Source organism: Streptococcus oralis, assembly GCF_901543815.1.
GTDB lineage: Bacteria > Bacillota > Bacilli > Lactobacillales > Streptococcaceae > Streptococcus > Streptococcus oralis_CM.
Genome location: NZ_CABEIU010000002.1, coordinates 1205644 through 1224656 on the forward strand (window position 1 = coordinate 1205644; position 19013 = coordinate 1224656).

Annotated in this window: 26 protein-coding genes and 1 pseudogene; 8 read left to right on the top strand and 19 right to left on the bottom strand. The window is 39.6% G+C overall.

The features are described from left to right. Positions 1-51 precede the first annotated feature (51 nt). Positions 52-267 (bottom strand): YdbC family protein, encoded by a 216-nt coding sequence (locus FQT28_RS06100; RefSeq protein ID WP_084948770.1) that lies wholly within the window; start codon positions 265-267, stop codon positions 52-54. 102 nt (positions 268-369) lie between these two features. Between FQT28_RS06100 and FQT28_RS06105 the strand changes: the two genes are divergently transcribed. After that, positions 370-690: a hypothetical protein gene (locus FQT28_RS06105; RefSeq protein ID WP_125449373.1), complete on the top strand. Its 321-nt coding sequence runs from the start codon at positions 370-372 to the stop codon at positions 688-690. 25 nt (positions 691-715) lie between these two features. On the opposite strand, the gene FQT28_RS06110 is transcribed toward FQT28_RS06105, so the two are convergent. The 7 genes from FQT28_RS06110 to rpsP form a co-directional block, all read right to left on the bottom strand. After that, positions 716-1054 carry an ATP cone domain-containing protein gene (locus FQT28_RS06110; RefSeq protein ID WP_001196053.1) on the bottom strand — a complete coding sequence of 113 codons (339 nt, stop codon included), beginning with the start codon at positions 1052-1054 and terminating at the stop codon, positions 716-718. Between the two features lie 11 nt (positions 1055-1065). Then, a complete protein-coding gene (trmD, locus tag FQT28_RS06115; RefSeq protein ID WP_125449680.1) occupies positions 1066-1785 on the bottom strand; it encodes a tRNA (guanosine(37)-N1)-methyltransferase TrmD in 720 nt (239 codons plus the stop codon). Beyond that, positions 1775-2293, bottom strand: a complete 519-nt coding sequence (rimM, locus tag FQT28_RS06120) for a ribosome maturation factor RimM (protein WP_001105883.1) — start codon at positions 2291-2293, stop codon at positions 1775-1777. Before rimM ends, trmD begins: the two co-directional genes overlap by 11 nt. 30 nt (positions 2294-2323) lie before the next feature. Beyond that, positions 2324-3112, bottom strand: coding sequence for an alpha/beta hydrolase (locus FQT28_RS06125; protein WP_125449375.1), 789 nt, complete (start codon positions 3110-3112; stop codon positions 2324-2326). A 102-nt stretch (positions 3113-3214) separates the two neighbouring features. Then, positions 3215-3544 carry a MazG nucleotide pyrophosphohydrolase domain-containing protein gene (locus FQT28_RS06130; RefSeq protein ID WP_125449377.1) on the bottom strand — a complete coding sequence of 110 codons (330 nt, stop codon included), beginning with the start codon at positions 3542-3544 and terminating at the stop codon, positions 3215-3217. 40 nt (positions 3545-3584) lie between these two features. Next, positions 3585-3824, bottom strand: coding sequence for an RNA-binding protein KphA (kphA, locus tag FQT28_RS06135; RefSeq protein ID WP_000379617.1), 240 nt, complete (start codon positions 3822-3824; stop codon positions 3585-3587). Positions 3825-3843: 19 nt separating this feature from the next. Beyond that, the gene (rpsP, locus tag FQT28_RS06140; protein ID WP_000268760.1) at positions 3844-4116 is read right to left on the bottom strand and encodes a 30S ribosomal protein S16; all 273 of its coding nucleotides are present in this window, start codon (positions 4114-4116) and stop codon (positions 3844-3846) included. A 176-nt stretch (positions 4117-4292) separates the two neighbouring features. Between rpsP and FQT28_RS10225 the strand changes: the two are divergent. The 6 genes and pseudogenes from FQT28_RS10225 (at position 4293) to FQT28_RS06175 (ending at position 7483) form a co-directional block, all read left to right on the top strand. Then, positions 4293-4524, top strand: a pseudogene (locus FQT28_RS10225) (hypothetical protein). 603 nt (positions 4525-5127) lie between these two features. Further along, complete coding sequence (locus FQT28_RS06155; RefSeq protein WP_143989706.1) at positions 5128-5724, top strand: hypothetical protein; 597 nt, start codon at positions 5128-5130, stop codon at positions 5722-5724. A 2-nt stretch (positions 5725-5726) separates the two neighbouring features. Further along, complete coding sequence (locus FQT28_RS06160; protein ID WP_143989707.1) at positions 5727-5951, top strand: helix-turn-helix transcriptional regulator; 225 nt, start codon at positions 5727-5729, stop codon at positions 5949-5951. A 140-nt stretch (positions 5952-6091) separates the two neighbouring features. Then, a complete protein-coding gene (locus FQT28_RS10155) occupies positions 6092-6301 on the top strand; it encodes a hypothetical protein (RefSeq protein ID WP_143989708.1) in 210 nt (69 codons plus the stop codon). 108 nt (positions 6302-6409) lie between these two features. Further along, positions 6410-7216: a peptidylprolyl isomerase gene (locus FQT28_RS06170; RefSeq protein ID WP_143989709.1), complete on the top strand. Its 807-nt coding sequence runs from the start codon at positions 6410-6412 to the stop codon at positions 7214-7216. Positions 7217-7243: 27 nt separating this feature from the next. Further along, the gene (locus FQT28_RS06175; protein ID WP_000600214.1) at positions 7244-7483 is read left to right on the top strand and encodes a zinc-ribbon domain-containing protein; all 240 of its coding nucleotides are present in this window, start codon (positions 7244-7246) and stop codon (positions 7481-7483) included. A 42-nt stretch (positions 7484-7525) separates the two neighbouring features. Here the strand turns inward: FQT28_RS06175 and FQT28_RS06180 are convergent, their stop codons facing one another. From FQT28_RS06180 to FQT28_RS06210, 7 genes are all read right to left on the bottom strand, one after another. Then, positions 7526-9067 (bottom strand): ABC-F family ATP-binding cassette domain-containing protein, encoded by a 1542-nt coding sequence (locus FQT28_RS06180; protein WP_143989710.1) that lies wholly within the window; start codon positions 9065-9067, stop codon positions 7526-7528. Position 9068: 1 nt separating this feature from the next. After that, positions 9069-9548 (bottom strand): VanZ family protein, encoded by a 480-nt coding sequence (locus FQT28_RS06185; protein WP_143989711.1) that lies wholly within the window; start codon positions 9546-9548, stop codon positions 9069-9071. Between the two features lies 1 nt (position 9549). Then, positions 9550-10635 (bottom strand): dual-specificity RNA methyltransferase RlmN, encoded by a 1086-nt coding sequence (gene rlmN / locus FQT28_RS06190; protein ID WP_143989712.1) that lies wholly within the window; start codon positions 10633-10635, stop codon positions 9550-9552. A gap of 20 nt (positions 10636-10655) precedes the next feature. After that, complete coding sequence (locus FQT28_RS06195; protein ID WP_143989713.1) at positions 10656-11186, bottom strand: YutD family protein; 531 nt, start codon at positions 11184-11186, stop codon at positions 10656-10658. Positions 11187-11340: 154 nt separating this feature from the next. Beyond that, positions 11341-11946, bottom strand: coding sequence for a superoxide dismutase SodA (sodA, locus tag FQT28_RS06200; RefSeq protein ID WP_143989714.1), 606 nt, complete (start codon positions 11944-11946; stop codon positions 11341-11343). A gap of 69 nt (positions 11947-12015) precedes the next feature. Then, the gene (gene holA / locus FQT28_RS06205; RefSeq protein WP_143989715.1) at positions 12016-13053 is read right to left on the bottom strand and encodes a DNA polymerase III subunit delta; all 1038 of its coding nucleotides are present in this window, start codon (positions 13051-13053) and stop codon (positions 12016-12018) included. A 32-nt stretch (positions 13054-13085) separates the two neighbouring features. Beyond that, complete coding sequence (locus tag FQT28_RS06210; protein ID WP_143989716.1) at positions 13086-14021, bottom strand: dihydroorotate oxidase; 936 nt, start codon at positions 14019-14021, stop codon at positions 13086-13088. Positions 14022-14226: 205 nt separating this feature from the next. On the opposite strand from FQT28_RS06210, the gene gdhA reads away from it, so the two are divergent. Beyond that, a complete protein-coding gene (gdhA, locus tag FQT28_RS06215) occupies positions 14227-15573 on the top strand; it encodes an NADP-specific glutamate dehydrogenase (RefSeq protein WP_143989717.1) in 1347 nt (448 codons plus the stop codon). A 96-nt stretch (positions 15574-15669) separates the two neighbouring features. On the opposite strand, the gene FQT28_RS06220 is transcribed toward gdhA, so the two are convergent. From FQT28_RS06220 to FQT28_RS06235, 4 genes are all read right to left on the bottom strand, one after another. Further along, positions 15670-16314: a TetR/AcrR family transcriptional regulator gene (locus tag FQT28_RS06220; protein ID WP_143989718.1), complete on the bottom strand. Its 645-nt coding sequence runs from the start codon at positions 16312-16314 to the stop codon at positions 15670-15672. 16 nt (positions 16315-16330) lie between these two features. Then, a complete protein-coding gene (locus FQT28_RS06225; RefSeq protein ID WP_084948790.1) occupies positions 16331-17335 on the bottom strand; it encodes an NADP-dependent oxidoreductase in 1005 nt (334 codons plus the stop codon). 212 nt (positions 17336-17547) lie between these two features. Further along, positions 17548-17916: an EXLDI protein gene (locus tag FQT28_RS06230; RefSeq protein ID WP_132973967.1), complete on the bottom strand. Its 369-nt coding sequence runs from the start codon at positions 17914-17916 to the stop codon at positions 17548-17550. Between the two features lie 62 nt (positions 17917-17978). Next, positions 17979-18881 carry a DUF2268 domain-containing putative Zn-dependent protease gene (locus tag FQT28_RS06235; RefSeq protein ID WP_143989719.1) on the bottom strand — a complete coding sequence of 301 codons (903 nt, stop codon included), beginning with the start codon at positions 18879-18881 and terminating at the stop codon, positions 17979-17981. Positions 18882-19013 lie beyond the last annotated feature (132 nt).

The window sequence follows — 19013 nt, forward strand, 5'->3', positions numbered from 1 at the left end:
CTCTGGTGAACAATAAAAAGGATATTGAGTCCAAAACTCAACATCCTTTTACTAATTGCCTTTAAAGGCATCGACCATTACCTGAAATTCTTCATTTGAAAGAGTGATTCCTTTGCCCATTTTGGTATGATCAGGGCTCCAAGAACGAATATCAAACTTTGCTGGTGCTCCATTAAAGCTGACTCGGTTTAATTCCTTGGTCCATCCTTTCTCATTTTCAGACAAGGTCAGTAAGTGTTCTTCGATTTCAAATGTAAATTCTGCCATTTTAACTCCTTTACGTGATATGCTTTCTATAGTCTATTCGTAAAATCTTGTAGATTTTAGGAAAATTTTATATAATATGGTTATATAAGAGGGGAGAAGCCTATGAGATATACATTCAAGCATGTCTTAGATAAGATACAAGACTTTCTCAGTGGACAGGATGAACGAGATTATTCTGAAAACGACTCCCTCATTGCTACAATTGAACAAGCCATCCAGAAACAAACTGCTGTTCATGTCATACTAGCTGAAACAAGCTTCACAGGTGATATTGTCAAATATGATAGCAGTCGTCAACAGATTGTTGTCAAAAATTTTACAAAAAATGTAACTCGTATCATCCGAATCGCTGACATCAAAAGGCTACGCTTTGTCCCATCTACTGTCCAGAGAGCTCAGAAAAATAGATTTAAGAAAGAGTGAGATGCTTTTCATCCCACTCTTTTTCTTAACGGATTTGTTCAAAATGAAGGTGAACTGCGATGTGGTCACCGTAACCACTTCTCTCCAAATCACGTTGCAAGCGGTAAGAAATGTAGTGTTCTGCTATTGTGATATATCCTGCCCCCAACAAACGATTTTCAACCATTGACTGAATCATGCTGATAGTTGCACGTTCCACTTTTGCTTCTTCCAAGTCCAAGACTACTTTTTTAGTGACTTGAGCTAGGTTTTGACGTAGATCATCTGTCAAAACATAAACTGTCTGAGCTGCTTTTAGGACAGCTTGGTAAATTTTATCTGGATCAAAGTCAGCAACTTCTCCGTTACGTTTGATTACTTGCATAAGGTTCTCCTTTATTCTTTGTTTTCTCTGATTTCTGCCAGCATTTTTTCTTCTTCTGCTGTCAGTTGATAGTTTTCTAGCAGGTCAGGTCTGCGCTCGTAGGTTTTCTTTAGACTCTCATACAGTCGCCACTGACGAATCTTTTTATGGTGTCCACTCATGAGCACATCTGGAACCACCATGCCACGATAGTCATAAGGGCGTGTGTATTGGGGATATTCGAGGAGTCCTGAAGAAAAACTATCATCCTGGTGACTAGACTCCTTGCCAATCACTTCAGGAATCAAGCGAACGGTCGCATCGATCATGGTCATGGCCGCCAATTCTCCTCCAGTCAAGACATAATCTCCTAGAGATATTTCATCGGTTACCAGGGTCTTGATGCGCTCGTCATACCCTTCATAGTGACCACAAATAAAGATCAGTTCCTCTTCCTGAGCCAAATCCTCAGCGTAAGCTTGATCGAACTGTTTCCCAGCAGGATCAAGAAGAATGACGCGGGGATGTTTCTTTTCAATGGCGTCAAAAGCATCGAAAATGGGTTGAGCCCTTAGCAACATCCCCTGACCGCCTCCGTAGGGCTCATCGTCAACATGACGGGCCTTTTCAGCATATTCTCTGAAATTATGATAATGGATATCCAAGAGCCCTTTTTCTCGAGCCTTCCCAACAATCGAGTGTTCCAGCGGAGAAAACATCTCTGGAAAGAGGGTTAAAATATCAATCTTCATCATCTAACCCTTCTAAGATTTCCACTTGAACCCGTTTGTTTGGAATATCAACATTGAGAACTACTGGCGGAATGTAGGGTAAAAGCAAATCTCGCTTACCTTTTCGCTTGACCACCCAGACATCATTGGCACCTGGTTGCAGGATTTCCTTGATAGTTCCAATCAAGTTATCACCCTCATAAACTTCCAAACCGATAATCTCGTGATAATAGAATTCCCCATCGTCTAGGTCATTCAGATCTTCCTCAGCGACCTTGAGACTATAACCCTTGTACTTTTCAATTGCATTGATATGGTACATGTCTTTGAATTTGATAATGTCAAAGTTCTTATGCTTACGGTGGCTAGCAATGGTCACTGTTTGGACAAACTGATCTTTTTCATCAAACAAAGCCAGCTCTGCTCCTTTTTTAAAGCGTTCTTCAGCAAAATCCGTCACAGACAAGACTCGCATCTCACCTTGCAGCCCCTGCGTATTGACGATTTTCCCAACATTAAAGTAGTTCATCTTGTCTCCTGTACTCTCCTTCTTTCCATCTTATTCTGACAATTCTCGAATAATAGTCGCAATTTTTTCTGATTCAGACCATTGTAAATAATGGTGATTCCCTCCTAAAATGAGTTTAGTATTGGAAGTCCAATATTCTGAGTCTCTGTACTCTTTTTCTCTATAAGCCTGACAAAAAATAAATACAGGGACATGAGCTTCTATAGATACATTCTCAAAATCTTCCTCAGTAATCTCTCCAGATATTCGAAACTTTGTATCTTGATCTTCCAACTCTGAGCCTTTTTCTTGCATTATTTTCCAGATTTCTTTATTAGTTTCAGGACTAAATGTTGCTTGAGTTAAATTCTTAAAATAAAGTTCAGGACCATACTCGTCAATCAACCTCATCTGCTCTTCCATTTCTGGATAGGGATTTTCTGAAAAATCAGAAAACATTACTTTTTTAGTTGTTGGTTCAATTGCTAGTAAAGCCTGACACTTAATTGATTTGTTGAGCAATTTGCAAGCTAAAATTCCACTCAAACTATGTACACAAAGTATATATTCAGAAATCGCCAATTCTTCAAGTACTTCATAAACCGCGTCTACAAGATTGTCCAGATTTTTTCCAGATTGGTCATGAATCGGACTCCTACCTGTATTTGGAAAATCAATTGTCAAATAACCAATTGTGGGGGGAAGTTTTTCAAGTATAAGTGAAAAATTTTCATAACTAGGTAGCAAACCTGCGCCATTTAAACAAACAAGCACTTTCTTTTTCTTTTTATAAGTAACAAAGAGACTGCCAATTTTTGTAGTTACTTCAAACCTCTTCATAAAGAAATCCACTCATTCTATAGCAATTATTTATTAAAAACCCTTATCCTTTATTTTATCACGTTCCAAGGATTTTCACAAGTTGAAGAACAGTGACTGCAATTAGCTTTGAGCGTCTAAAAACTTTTCTAAATCTCGTTCATGTTGGTACTTAATGGCAGCCTTCTTATCTTTGTCAAAGATGGTTTTGGTTAGGTCAATATCGTTGATAGCTGCGATTGCGACGGTATAATGAATGATATCAGCCAATTCTTTGGCAAGTTCCTCATTTGAGTCCTGAACACCCTCTTTTCGACCAGAGCGCCCATTCAAGACCTCGGCTACTTCTCCGATTTCCTCCACTAGCTTGATAAAGAGGCCTTCCTCAGTTCGAGATTGCTGGTAATGTTCGAGTAAGTAAGCTTGTAATTGTCTAAACGTTAAATCCTTCATCTTCTCCTCACAAAAAAACGAGACATCTGTCCCGCTTTTTTTATTTTTCATCGATAACGATTCTTACTTTTTTGTCTTCAGTTGGGACAGAGTAGACAATCGTTCTTATCGCTGAGATAGTGCGACCCTTACGACCGATAACACGACCGACATCGCTTTGGTCAAGATCCAAGTGATACTCCAAAAACTCTGGTGTGTCTTCGATCTTGATAGTTAAGGCATCAGGTTGTGAAATCAAAGGTTTCACAATCGCAATAATGAGATTTTCAATCGTATCCATCTGTCAACCTACTTTAAACTTATTTTGAGAATTTAGAATCGTGGAATTTTTTCAATACGCCTTCTTTTGAAAGGATGTTGCGAACCGTATCTGAAGGTTGAGCTCCATCAGCCAACCATGCAAGAACGCGGTCTTCTTTCAAAGTCACTTGGTTTTCAGCAACAAGTGGGTTGTAAGTTCCAACTGTTTCGATGAAACGTCCGTCACGTGGTGAACGTGAGTCTGCTACGTTGATACGGTAGAAAGGTTTTTTCTTAGAACCCATACGAGTCAAACGGATTTTAACTGCCATTTTTAATGTCTCTTTTCTTATTTTTTTATTTCGGTGAGATAGCTGAGCTATTTATCACATGTTCTATTATAGCAGATTTCTGATAGGTGTCAAGAAAAAAACTTGACAGAGTTTAAAATTTTTATTTTTTTAGAAATTTATTAGATTAATAGGGATAAATTAGAAAGAGAAACTTTATGAATACTAGTCTAGAGAACATTTACAAAGACCATCAGGTTAAGCCTTACATCTCTCCTGATCGTGATATCGAGACTTGGCTACTAAATCCCAAGTTTGTCCCAAAATGAAATAGAAGACAATCTTCTGGCAGGTGATATTATCCTCCTTTGGAGAATCAACTTTGGTACTTTTACCACCGAAAGCTGGTTTTTAAAACTCCAATTTGAATATATTTCAAAATCCACTTAAAATCAACCTTTTCCCGATTTTTCAGAAAATAAATTTTCATCTAATTTGAATAACTTTTAATTGAATGGTGTGATATATGAAGTGTTGTAAATGCTGTATTGTAGCTAGTTCTTAACGTTTAGAGAACTGGCTAGCTTTGCGAGCTTTCTTAAGACTTGGTTTGGAAAGTATAGATTTCAATTGGACTAAAAACAGCGAAATATCAAGGATTTTAAGAACAATATCTACTAATTAATTTATAAAATATGAATTAATAGATTCTAAATAGGGGAATAATTTAATTCTGTAAAAATTAACTTCTACACCTACAATGCTTATTCTGACAGACTTAATAACAGTCTAAAAAAAGTAGAGATTCATACAGTATCTAGATTTTCCAAAAATTCTTTATCATCAAATATTATTAACGAAACTATCCAAACCAAATCCGATGCATTGCTTCAAAAAATTCTTTAGTTGTTTAACTAGCAAGGGCTTTTATTAAAAAATTTTTTCAAATAATTGCCTCATTGACAGATAAATTCTTGCTTTCCAAATTGAAGTGTGATATATTTATAACATAAAGATTGTTAAATATTTCTAACATAAGGAAAGGAGTCTATCATGAAAAAAAGTCAAAAAACGGGTGGCCTCATTACAATGATTTCCGCAGCTCTCTTTATTGATTTTACTGTTTTATTTGGTTCTAATCTTAGTTGGGGACCCAAGTTAGTTATTACTGGTATTTCAGTGTTAGGGCAGATTATAGCTATTTGGGGCTGGCTACATATGAAACCATGGCCTCATAAGAGTCAGAAAGGTAAAGGAAAGACTATTTTTGACTTGTCTGCTAAGTTTTACACGATACTTTTGTTTGCAGCAAGCATTTTTTATACAGTAGGGATTTGGGTTGCGACCCCAAGCGAAAGTTCTGGTATTAAAGAATGGATTTTGGGAATTGGCCTCGTTATTGAAGTGATTGTATTTGGTTTTTTCTGTTTGAAAAATGTCAAGGAAACTCCGGACGAACGCTTTTATGCTAATTTAGCCAAGGCAGCTAGCTTGATGTTTGTTTTTATACTAGGTGCACTGATGATCCTAGCAGTTATCATTGGGTATATGGGGTCTCTTACTCTTTACATGGGCCAGATCTTTATTAGCATAGCTGCCTTGATTTGCATCTTTGCGGTTGTCTATTTTATCTTGGAACGTAGAGGATAAGCATGGCCAAAGAAAGCAAGATTATTACTAATCTCAAATCTGTTCGTGAGTCCACAGGCATGACCCAGCAAGAGTTAGCCGACCTCATAGGCATGCGACGTGAGACAATTCTACACTTGGAAAATAACCGTTACAATCCTTCGCTGGAAATGGCTCTTAAAATTGCTCAAGTTTTTAATCTGAAAGTAGAAGACCTCTTTGAACTCATACAGAAAGAGGAAGCATAATTCTTTTTGAGACCTGGTTTCCTAAATATTTCGAGTACACTTATGGCATTGATGCACCAAAACATCTAAGCAGTCTGGTAGAAAAAGGCTATACTATTATCGAAACCGCCTTTGATTCACTCGACCATCTGAATGCTACAATGAAAAAGAATATCCTCAAAAGTAAGGGAGTTACAGGACTTTCTAAGATGAAAGCTGCTGATCTTAATCAAGCTCTTCATGAAAACTTATCAGAAGAGGAATTAGCTAGTCACTTTTCGATTAGAGGCTACAAATTGACTCCAAAGGGAGAGCAGATACTGGAACAATATCAGGAAATTATCGACCGTCATCCAAAGAAAAATCTCTAATCAAGCAGTCTGTAAATTTATTTTCTGAAAACTTGCCTGATCTTTTACATTTGAAATCAATCTCCTTTTAAGGTACAATGATAGAAATGAATTTTTGAGAGGAAAACAATGAAAAAACTAGCAACTCTTCTTTTACTTTCAACTATAGCTCTTGCTGGATGTACTAGTATCCAGCGTGGTCTCCGTGGTGATGACTATGTCGAATCCAGTATCTCTGCTGAAGAAAGCTCTAAAGCGGCTGCTCAAGCTGCCAAAGATTTGAATGACGCTTTGACCAATGAAAATGCCAACTTCCCTCAACTTTCTAAGGAAGTTGCTGAAGATGAAGCCGAAGTGATTCTCCACACAAGTCAGGGTGATATTCGTGTTAAACTCTTTCCAAAACTAGCACCACTAGCAGTTGAAAACTTCCTCACTCACGCTAAAGAAGGCTACTATAACGGAATTACCTTCCACCGTGTCATCGATGGCTTTATGGTCCAAACTGGAGATCCTAAGGGAGATGGTACAGGTGGTCAATCCATCTGGCATGATAAGGATAAAACGAAGGACAAGGGAACTGGTTTCAAAAATGAAATCTCTCCATACCTATACAATATCCGCGGAGCCCTTGCTATGGCTAACACTGGTCAACCAAATACCAACGGTAGCCAATTCTTCATCAACCAAAACTCAACAGATATTTCTACTAAACTCCCTACCAGCAAGTATCCTAAGAAAATCATCGAAGCCTATAAAGAAGGCGGAAATCCTAGCCTAGATGGCAAACATACTGTCTTTGGCCAAGTCATCGACGGCATGGATGTTGTCGACAAGATTGCCAAAGCTGAAAAAGATGAGAAAGACAAACCGACTTCTGCTATCACCATTGATAGTATCGAAGTAGTGAAGGATTACGATTTCAGCAAAAAATAAGGCATCAACAGATAAGGAGACGATGACATGATTTTATTTTGGGGTTCTAAAGGTTATCAGAAAGATTTGGGACATACGCAAACTGCGATCGAATGTGGTCACTGTAACAATGTCGACACGTGGGAAATTGTTGAAACAGGGCGCAAATTTACCCTCTACTGGATTCCACTTTTTCCTTATGGTAAAAGTTACTTCGTTTCTTGTCCGATTTGCCACTACGGTAAAGAAATTGAGAAATCTGAAGTTGAAAACTATTTAAATTACTAGTCAAAAAAGCCAAGTCATTTCGACTTGGCCTTTTTAGTGCTTTTAAGTTAGCTTGTTAAAATCCCAGATTTGGTCCATCCAGCCTTCATAGAAGTCTGGTTCGTGGCAGACCATAAGGATAGATCCCTTATACTCTTTCAGAGCACGTTTGAGTTCATCCTTGGCATCCACATCTAGGTGGTTGGTCGGCTCGTCCAGCACTAAGACGTTATTTTCACGGTTCATCAAGAGACAGAAACGCACCTTGGCTTGTTCCCCACCCGACAAGACCTGAATTTGGCTTTCGATGTGCTTAGTCGTCAAACCACAGCGGGCAAGGGCCGCACGGACTTCTGCTTGATTGAGTGCAGGGAAGGCATTCCAAACAGCTTCTAGTGGTGTTTGGCGATTGCCTCCTTCCACTTCTTGCTCAAAATAACCAAGTTCTAGGTAATCTCCACGTTCGACTTCTCCAGCGATTGGTGGGATAATGCCCAAGAGAGACTTCAAGAGGGTTGTTTTCCCGATACCGTTGGCTCCAATGATGGCCACCTTTTGATTGCGTTCAAAGGTGAGGTTTAAGGGTTTAGTAAGAGGATGATCGTAACCAATCTGCAAATCCTTGGCTTGGAAGATAAAGCGACCAGGAGTACGAGCCGATTTGAAATCAAAGGATGGCTTTGGTTTCTCACTTTGGAGTTCAATGATGTCCATCTTGTCCAGTTTCTTTTGACGGGACATGGCCATGTTACGCGTTGCAACACGCGCTTTGTTTCGAGCCACAAAATCCTTGAGGTCGGCAATCTCTTTCTGTTGACGTTCATAGGCTGCTTCCAACTGAGATTTTTTCATAGCATAGACTTCTTGGAACTGGTAGTAGTCACCAGAATAACGCGTCAACTGTTGATTTTCAACATGATAGACGATATTGATTACGTCGTTAAGGAAAGGAATATCGTGCGAAATAAGGACAAAGGCATTTTCATAGTTTTGGAGATAGCGCTTGAGCCAGTCAATGTGTTCGGCATCCAAGTAGTTGGTTGGCTCGTCCAGTAACAAAATATCTGGTTTTTCAAGGAGGAGTTTAGCCAAAAGCACCTTGGTCCTTTGTCCACCTGATAAGGCTGTTACATCCGTATCCATGCCATAGTCCATGACACCGAGGGCACGCGCTACTTCATCAATCTTAGCATCCAAGGTATAGAAATCTCGACTCTCCAAACGGTCTTGGAGTTCACCAACTTCTTCCATTAGCGCGTCGATATCTGCTCCCTCTTCTGCCATTTCCATATAGAGGTCATTGATACGAGCTTCTGCTTTAAAAAGCTCATCAAAGGCTGTCCGCAAAACATCGCGAACGGTTTGCCCTTCTTTTAACACAGCATGCTGGTCCAGATAGCCAGCAGTCACATACTTAGACCACTCAACCTTACCTTCATCTGGCAGCATTTTACCAGTCACAATACTCATAAAGGTTGATTTTCCCTCACCATTGGCACCGACTAGACCGATATGTTCTCCCTTGAGGAGACGGAAGGATACATCTTCAAAAATTGCACGGTCACCAAAACCGTGACTCAGATTTTTAACTTCTAAAATACTCATTCTAATTCCTTATCTTGTTTTTATGCAGTCCTTTATAGAGGAGCCAAGCCAGATAGCCTCCCAGGGTATTGGTCCACAAATCATCAATCTCAAAAACGCGATTAAAATCAAAGAAAAAGTCTAAGACCAGCTGCGTACATTCAATTCCTAGGCTCAGAAGAAAACTGAGAAGGATGATTTTTTTGGTTTGCCGCAAGTTTGGACAGAGATAGATCAGTTGAAAGACCAGAGGGAAGAGCAAGAAGACATTTAAAATATTCTGCAAAAAGATCCAAATGACTTGTCCCAAACTGGTCACTTCACCCAGATTCCACAGGGAGTTTAAGGGAGTTAAAAGAAAAACCAGGCGTCCAAAAGTTTGAATACCTGGAGTTTCCACTCCTGTAGGAAGTTGAGGCTGGGGAGTGAAGCAAAAACAGACAATGCAAAGGCTATAAACAACCACTCCCGATCTTAAGATTATTTCTCTTTTTCTAGTCATTTTATGGATTTACCGCTGCGACTGCCTTCTGGCGGTCACGTTTCATTGTATTGGAGCGCAATTGTCCACAAGCTGCATCAATATCTGTACCATGTTCCTGACGGACGACACAGTTGATTCCTTTTTTCTTGAGGGTATCGTAGAAGGCCATCACGCGCTCTTTAGGACTACGGCTATATTGGTCATGTTCACTAACTGGGTTATAGGGAATCAAGTTGACGTATGACAATTTCTTGATATTCTTGAGCAATTCCGCCAACTCCAAAGCTTGTTCAACACCGTCGTTGACTTCATTGAGCATGATGTATTCAAAAGTCACACGGCGATTGGTTGTTTCGATGTAGTACTCAATAGCTGCGAAGAGGTTTTCAATCGGAAAGGCACGGTTGATCTTCATGATGCTTGAGCGCAATTCATTATTGGGTGCGTGAAGGGAAACAGCGAGATTGACCTGAACCCCTTCATTAGCAAAGTCACGAATTTTATGGGCCAAACCTGAAGTTGAAACTGTGATGTGACGAGCACCGATAGCCATCCCCTTGTCATCATTGATGGTACGGACGAAATTCAACACATTGTTGTAGTTATCAAATGGTTCACCAATTCCCATGACAACGATATGACTAACACGCTCGTCCTGACCACGTTCATCAAAGTATTTCTGAACTAGCATAATCTGCGCTACGATTTCCCCGTTATTGAGGTCACGTTGCTTCTTGATCAATCCTGACGCACAGAAGGTACAACCAATATTACAGCCAACCTGAGTGGTCACACAGACTGACAAACCGTAGTGTTGACGCATGAGTACTGTCTCAATCAACATGCCATCTGGCAACTCGAAAAGATACTTAACGGTACCGTCAGCCGACTCTTGTACAATTCGTTGTTTCAATGGATTGACCACAAACTGGTCATTGAGCTTGGTAATCAAATCCTTGGAAAGGTTGGTCATTTCTTCAAATGACTGCACACGTTTACGGTAAAGCCATTCCCAGATTTGATCTGCTCGGAATTTCTTTTCTCCTTGTTCTAATACCCATTCTTGCATGGTTTGACGTGTTAAACTATAAATAGACGGTTTCATCTCTTCTCCTTATTCTCTATCTATTTCTGACGAATGACAAAATGGCGCTGTCCCTTGTCCTCTTTCTGAGACTTTTGATCCTTATGACGACGCCTATTTCGCTTATCCGTATTTGGTTTTCTCTTGTTTTGCGAAGATTTCTTGCCTCTTCTAGGAAGGTTTTCTTCATCCTTTTTACGCATTTTTTTGTCAAATGAAGCCCGTTTCGGTGCTTGATTTTCTAGAACAAAATAGGCACAACCATAACTACAGTACTCTAAAAGATAGTCCTGTAACCGACTAATCTTTTCATTTTTTTCCTCTGTTCGGTCGTCTTTGTAAAAGCCACGTAGACGGAGCTGTTCATTGCTCCAGTCACCCACGACATAATCAAACTTGGTCAACACTTCTGAAAAGCGTTGATTAAAGACTGTCACATCGAAAGCATCCTTGATATTTTCAGCCAAGGTAAAAGCAATCCCTTCAGTCTCAACCTTATCCCCATTTACATGAAATTCTGGGCCAGGAAACTTGTTATAGTTGTATAATTCAGGTGCAATTTCTTTACGCATAGTCTTCCTTTTCCACGATTACTTAATACTCTATTTTACCATAATTTCTAGCAGTTAGCACGTTTCTCATAAAAATGAAAAAAGTCTGACGATTTTGTCAGGCTTCTGCCATATAAAGCAAAAAAGAGAAGAATGACTCTTCCCTTACTTTTCATTATTTTGCTGCTGCGTAAAGCTCATCTACTTTGTTCCAGTTAATGACTGAGAAGAAAGCTTTGATGTAGTCAGGACGTACATTGCGGTATTTCACGTAGTAAGCATGTTCCCAAACGTCCAAGCCCAAAATTGGTTTTTTACCTTCTGAGATTGGTGTGTCTTGGTTTGCTGTTGAAGTTACTTCAAGTTTTCCTTCTTTGTTGACAACCAACCAAGCCCATCCAGAACCGAAGCGAGTTGTAGCTGCTGCTGTAAAGGCTGCTTGGAACTCTTCAAATGAACCAAATGTTGCATCGATTGCTGCTGCAAGTTCTGCTGATGGAGCCGTTTTTTCAGGAGTCATCCATTCCCAGAAAAGAGCGTGGTTCAAGTGTCCCCCACCGTTATTGATAAGCGCTTGGCGGATATCAGCTGGGATAGATTCTACATCAGCAAGCAAAGCTTCAAGGTCTTCACCAATTTCAGGGTGTTTTTCAAGAGCAGCATTCGCATTGTTGACATAAGTTTGGTGGTGTTTGTCATGGTGCAAGTGCATTGTTTCTGCATCGATGTATGGTTCCAAAGCGTCATATGCGTATGGAAGGTCTGGTAAGATAATAGCCATCTGTAATACCTCTTTTTCTTTCTATATGAAAATGATAACGCAATCATCCTCTTTTTTCAAGTTTTTTGCTCAATTTGCCTCTGTCGCAATCTGCAAGAGTGCCTTTTCAAACAAGTAACTTTTTTCATAGACACCTGTCTTAATCTGGTAATCTGTTTCAATCAAATAAGAAATCGCTCGCTTGAGAAAGGCCAAGGAAATCCCTCTCGAATCTCTCAGTGCAAACTTGATTTGATAAGGATTAGGATTGCGCCCCAAGTAAGTTCCCAGACTGCTTGCAATCTGCGATTCCGTCTGACCAGTCTCTGATAAAATCTTCACTTGGGTAAAGGTACGAAACTGTCCTAACATGACAGCTATGAGCTTGATTTCGTCCTCCCCTTGCAAGGTCAAGTCTCTAACCAAGTCACGGGCCTGATCAATCTTTTTAGCTAAAATAAGCTGAGTCAAATCAAAAATGTTGTCCTGCAGGGTCTTGGGAATAGCCTCGACAATATCCTTCTCCTCAATCACTCCGTCGGACTTATAAGACTGCAAAAAAAGGAGATTTTTCTGGATTTCACTAAATTGAAAACCAGACTTGATGAGTAGATTTTCAAAGGATTGCCCCACAAACTGCAGGCCTTGTGTCTGACTCCACTTTTGGAAATACTGGCGCAATTCTTGTTCCTTGGGTTCAATAGCATCAAAGACAGTCGCATCTCGTTTGAGCAATTTGACCAGCCGTCTCTTACTATCCAGTTTTCCTTCCGCAAATATCAATAACTTGGTTGTTGGCGAAGGATTGTCAAGGTATTCCTCAAATGACTTGAGCTCATCATCTGTTAAAAAACGTTTCTTGGCTGTTGTGATATCGACAAAATGGTCTAATATCACGATTTTTTCATCAGCAAAGAAAGGGAGACTGACCAACTCCAACTCTAAGTCTTTATAAGCTACTTCTTTCATATCAAAGTAAGCAAAATTGAGATCAGCTGGATCATAACCAATCTGCTTCAACACTTGACTCTTCAGAACTTCAAACTGGCCCTGGTCTGTCCCTGTAAATAGGTTCAAGCTAGATAGACTTGATAAAGTCAACTTCTGACTGTCTTCAATGGCTAGCATCTTCTCTCCTTTCTTCTGATTTTTTATTAAACTTAATCAATATAGCGCAATTTCCCACGGAAATCTTCTAGGTTCTCATAACCTTTTTCTGCCATGATTGCTTTTAGTTCATTGGTAATGCGTTCAAAAGCACCGACACCTTCTTTGTGGAGCGTCGTTCCTACTTGCACCATACTAGCACCGCAAAGGATGTGTTCAAAGGCATCACGACCCGTTAGAACACCACCCGTTCCAATGATTTGGATTTGAGGATTTAAGCGTTGATAGAAAGCATGAACATTAGCGAGAGCAGTCGGTTTGATATACTCTCCACCAATGCCACCAAAACCATTTTTAGGACGAATCACGACCGACTCGTCTTCTATATAAAGGCCGTTTCCGATAGAGTTCACACAGTTAACAAACTTAAGAAGATATTTGTTGAAAATAGCTGCCGCTTGGTCAAAGTGAACGATATCAAAATATGGTGGCAACTTGATTCCAAGAGGTTTGGTAAAGTAGGCAAATACCTCTGACAAGATACGGTCTGTTGTCTCAAAATCATAGGCAATCTGAGGCTTACCTGGAACATTAGGACAAGAGAGATTGAGCTCGGTCAGTCCTTTAAACTCACTCTCTTGAACTTTTTTCAAGATGGTATGTGTTTCTTCTGGAGACATGCCAACTAAAGATAGGAAGAAGGTACGGTTTGGCTCTTTTTCCTGCAAGTCCAAAAGATAGTTTAGATAATAGTCTAAACCATTATTTGGCAAACCCATGGAGTTGATGGAACCAAGTGGAACATCCTGATAACGTGGTTCAGGATTGCCCTGACGGAAGTCCAAGGTCGCAGTCTTCGTAACAAAGGTTCCTGCTGCTGAGTCTTTGACACCCTCCAACTCAGCTATTGTCATACAGGCAACACCCGCTGCATTCATCAAGCAATTGTTAAACTCAAAGCCAGCTATTTGCGTTTTTGTTGATACCATGATTCTAATCCTCCAGATTCCTTTTATTTCTAATATTATACCATACTTTAAGATTTTCTCTTTGAGAAACTAATTTCTATATAAAATGTTCGGTTTTGTGAATTGAAAGAATTTTTAGAAAATTTCTGTTTTTTTCTTTACACTCAAAAAAAATTCTGCTATAATGGCTCATGTAATAAAATATAACAACAAAAAGGAGAACGATATGACATCTGCTAAAGACTATATCCAAAGCGTGTTTGAAACTGTAAAAGCTCGTAATGGGCATGAGGCTGAATTTCTCCAGGCGGTTGAAGAATTCTTCAGCACTTTGGAACCTGTATTTGAAAAACACCCTGAGTATATCGAAGAAAATATCTTAGCACGAATCACTGAGCCTGAGCGCGTGATTTCTTTCCGAGTTCCTTGGGTTGACCGTGATGGAAAAGTCCAAGTCAACCGTGGCTACCGTGTTCAATTCAACTCAGCTGTTGGACCATATAAAGGCGGACTTCGTTTCCACCCAACTGTTAACCAAGGGATTTTGAAATTCCTCGGATTCGAACAAATCTTTAAAAATGTCTTGACTGGACTTCCAATTGGTGGAGGTAAAGGTGGATCAGACTTCGATCCTAAAGGAAAAACTGATGCTGAAGTGATGCGCTTCTGCCAAAGCTTTATGACAGAATTGCAAAAATACATCGGACCATCTCTTGACGTACCTGCAGGTGATATCGGTGTCGGTGGTCGTGAAATTGGCTACCTCTATGGACAATACAAACGTCTTAACCAATTTGATGCGGGTGTCTTGACTGGTAAACCTCTTGGATTCGGTGGTAGCTTGATTCGTCCAGAAGCAACTGGTTACGGTTTGGTTTACTATACTGAAGAAATGCTCAAAGCCAACGGTAACAGCTTTACTGGTAAGAAGGTTGTGATTTCAGGTTCTGGTAACGTAGCCCAATACGCTCTTCAAAAAGCAACTGAACTTGGTGCAACTGTCATCTCTGTATCTGACTCAAATGGTTATGTTATTGATGAAAATGGTATCGACTTCGACCTTCTAGCAGATGTGAAGAATAACCGTCGTGCGCGTTTGACTGAGTATGCAGCTGAGAAAGCAACTGCTACTTACCATGAAGGTTCTGTCTGGACTTACGCTGGGAACTACGACATCGCTCTTCCATGTGCGACTCAAAACGAAATCAATGGTGAAGCGGCTAAACGCTTAGTTGCTCAAGGCGTTATCTGTGTATCTGAAGGTGCCAACATGCCTAGTGACCTTGATGCGATTAAAGTCTACAAAGAAAACGGAATCCTTTACGGACCTGCCAAAGCTGCCAACGCTGGTGGTGTAGCCGTTTCAGCCCTTGAAATGAGCCAAAACAGCCTTCGCCTTTCATGGACACGTGAAGAAGTTGATGGTCGTCTCAAAGATATCATGACAAATATCTTCAACACTGCTAAAACAACTGCTGAAACATATGGTCTTGGTACTGACTACCTTGCAGGAGCAAATATCGCTGCCTTTGAAAATGTAGCCAATGCTATGATTGCACAAGGTATTGTTTAAGATTCATTTGCTTAATCCTCAATCGCTCTGATTGGGGATTTTTATATTTGTTTTAAAAAAGCCCACTATTTCTAATAGTAAGCTTAAAATCAAGATCTATTTTACCTCTACTAAGGCAAAAGACAGGCATTCAACTATTTCATTTACTGTTTCATCTATGTCTAGGTCCTCATTATCAATCAACATCATTGGAAGAGCATAAGAAAGACTCAAAGCCAAAATATAGCGAACGATTCTTTCATTAGACCAATCTCGGATAACACCTTTTTCTTTAAACTGATTCAGAACTGAACTAATTGGCTTAATGATAGAGTGAATAATAACATTCCCTAACTGGTCAGAAATAGTTTTATCAATAAAAGAACGACTCAAGAGAATTTTAACTTGCATTTGATTCTTCTGAATGAAAACTAGTCTATCTCGAACAATGCTTCTCAAAAATAGCGGAAAAGACTCTTGGTTTGCTGTAAATTTCTTCTCAGAAAAATCAGCAATCACATCTGGAATAACCTGTTCTAGAAAAGTAGATAAAATGGCTTCTAAAATACCTTCCTTTGTTTTAAAGTAACTAAAAACAGTTCCTTCTGACACTCCAGCTCGTTCGGCAATAAGGCTGGACGTTGTATTTTCAAACCCAATTTCTGAGAATAATTTTAAGCTTGATAATAATACTCGACGTTGTTTCAAGCTCAAGTTGCTAGCTTCTAACGTCTGAGCATACTTTTGTTCTAAACTTTCCATCGCTAGCACCTCTATTCTAATCTCTTACTTTTACGACTTTTTTGCCTCGACTGTGTCCCATTTTCAGACTTCGATAGGCTTCTCTAACTGACTTTAGAGAAAAGTTATACACTTGATCAATTTTCAGCTGAACCTTCCCGTCTGAGACCATTTCAGCTAAAGTTCTAAAATCATCGTATGTGGAATGTCTCGGACCAGTAAACTGAGCACCTTTTATCATAACATAGGGTGAAGGTACTAATGTCCCAATAGCTGTCCCTTTCAAGCCTAAACTAAAAGCCAATCTAACATAATCAGATCCATAGCAATCCAAAAATTTTGTAATAGGCGTTGTACTAGCTGATAGAAGAGCCTTCTTGATATTCTCTTCGTAACTTACTGGTATGGCACCTAAAGACTTCAGATACTCTGCATTTTTCTTACTTGCTATTCCGATCACTGTCGCCCCCTTAGCAACTGCATACTGTACTGCAATACTTCCAATACCTCCTGCTGCAGCTGAAATAACAACAGTATCTCTTGAATTTAAACCGATTCTTCTAAAAGCCCCACCCACAGTTAGAGAAGCTACTCCCATAGTAGCTGCGTGAGTCATGTCGATCATCTCTGGCTTCAACACAATTTCTGATTCATTGACACAAATTTCTGTTGCCAAAGCTCCCCTCTTGGTGCCTAATCCAGGGTCACTGATCATTGTTCCAAAAACCTTATCCCCTACTGCAAACCGACTTACTCCTTCACCAACTTCTGTGATAACTCCAGCAAAATCCCGACCAATACCTCTTGGAAAAAGAGATGCTTTTGACTCAAACCAACGACTTGGCCTCCTTAGTTTCGTCATAAAAGATAGAAAACGAAGTGGCTTTGCACCCTCAAAAGTTTTATAATCAATAGGATTTAAACCAACTGCATAAACTTCTACCCTAACTTGATTCACTTTCAAAGAATCAGATTTAATGTTCACTAAATCTAACACTTCTTCATCACCGAAACGACTATATTGTATTGCTTGAACAACCATTGTATGAACTCCTTTACACATCTACATAATTGAGTGAGCGCTCAATCATTTTTCTCGATTATACACTTATTCTTCATAGATTTCAACTATACTGTTTCCAAAACTTTTAACTAAGTTAGCTGCTCATGATAAAAATAGATCTATTTTTATTATGAAAGATTATCAAACTATAACTCAAAGAAATCCGACTGCTTATAAAAGCAGCCGGATTTTTATATATCTAATTTTTCAAAAAATTTGCCTGTTAACTGCTTTTCTTTTAGCTTCTCAAGCAGCTCATTTTCCAGAAAAGGACTTAGTTCGTCAAAATCTTGACAAACCTTAAAAACAGTCTCTCTGTCCAACTGACCATAAACTAGTTCGTAATAGTCCTTATTATGATGCCAGTTCTGGTCATAGTTGACATCTGTCCGTTGATAGTAAACGATGTTTTGCTTCGGTGTCAGGTAAATCTTCTGTGTTAGAATGCTTTTCTGATCTTTAGATAACTTACTACGGCTGAAAATCTTAACACCTTGAAAAATCTTACTCTCATGAATTCCTTGATCTGTCACCTTCAATTCAATTCTTTTATAGTGCATACTATCACCTCCTGAAATCACCTACATTATATCATGTTCTGGCAAATTTTCAAACAAAAGTGTCATTTCCAAAAGTCTTCAGTCGCCTCTAAAATCTCTTCTGTTGGTGTTACTGTGGCCTCAATAATGCTCTTGCCAGTATTTTTCAGATAGGCTTGTATCAAATGATAGCCATAAGCATAGCCCGCAGCATAAGGCATACCAACTGGAATTTGACCCTGTATCTCCGCGATTTCATCACCGTAGAGATAAGGGGCCATTTCCGCCATCCCTGTTAGCTGAAGCTGACTTGAGATGATGGGCTTAATCTCCTCTAATTGCTCTGGACTGGTTGAAGTGACCCAAGGTCCAATGAGCTCTTTGCCATAGAGCTCAGCTGCAAAAGACTCTGCCAATCCTTCACTGACTACCCAGTCTACTAATGTCGTCTGCTGGTTCCATTTGATAAATTGGAAGCGGACATTATGATTGCACTCGTGGGCCAGTGCCGCTTGCACACGTGGCAAAGTATAGTCATTCGGTAGCAGACTAAGCATGAGGTAACCTGGAATTCCACCATCTCCGCTATAACCCTTATTGAGCTGTAACATGGCCTTTTCAGGGTTGCCCAATAAAATAGTAAAATGGTAATCCTCAACCTCTAAATCATAGCCAGCTTGCTTAAAAAGACCGATACTCCTCTTGATGGTTTCCTGGCAGTCCTGCCAGAGTTGATCAGAGCTCAGAGCGTCGATAGCTGGTCTATCCTTTTCTGAGAGAGTTGCGGGCAACTGATTCATAAAGCCAAGCAGGAACAAGGCATCAAATCCTCCAGGATACTTCGCTTTCAGAGGAATGTGTTGCGTTTGATATTTTGTTGCAAAAGGTGCTAATATTTTGGCTCGAAAACAACCTTCTCTCTTTTCTAAGGGTAGCTCTAACATCTCTTGATAAACTTTATCTGAACGAATCATATTGATTTTCATAGTAATCTCCTTTCTTATCTACTACTAGTATAATCCCTTACCCAAGGTCAGGGTCAAGAAGAAAATTGAATATATATCAAGATTCTAGTAACTGTTAGTAAAAAAACTAGAACTTTCGTATCAGACCATAAT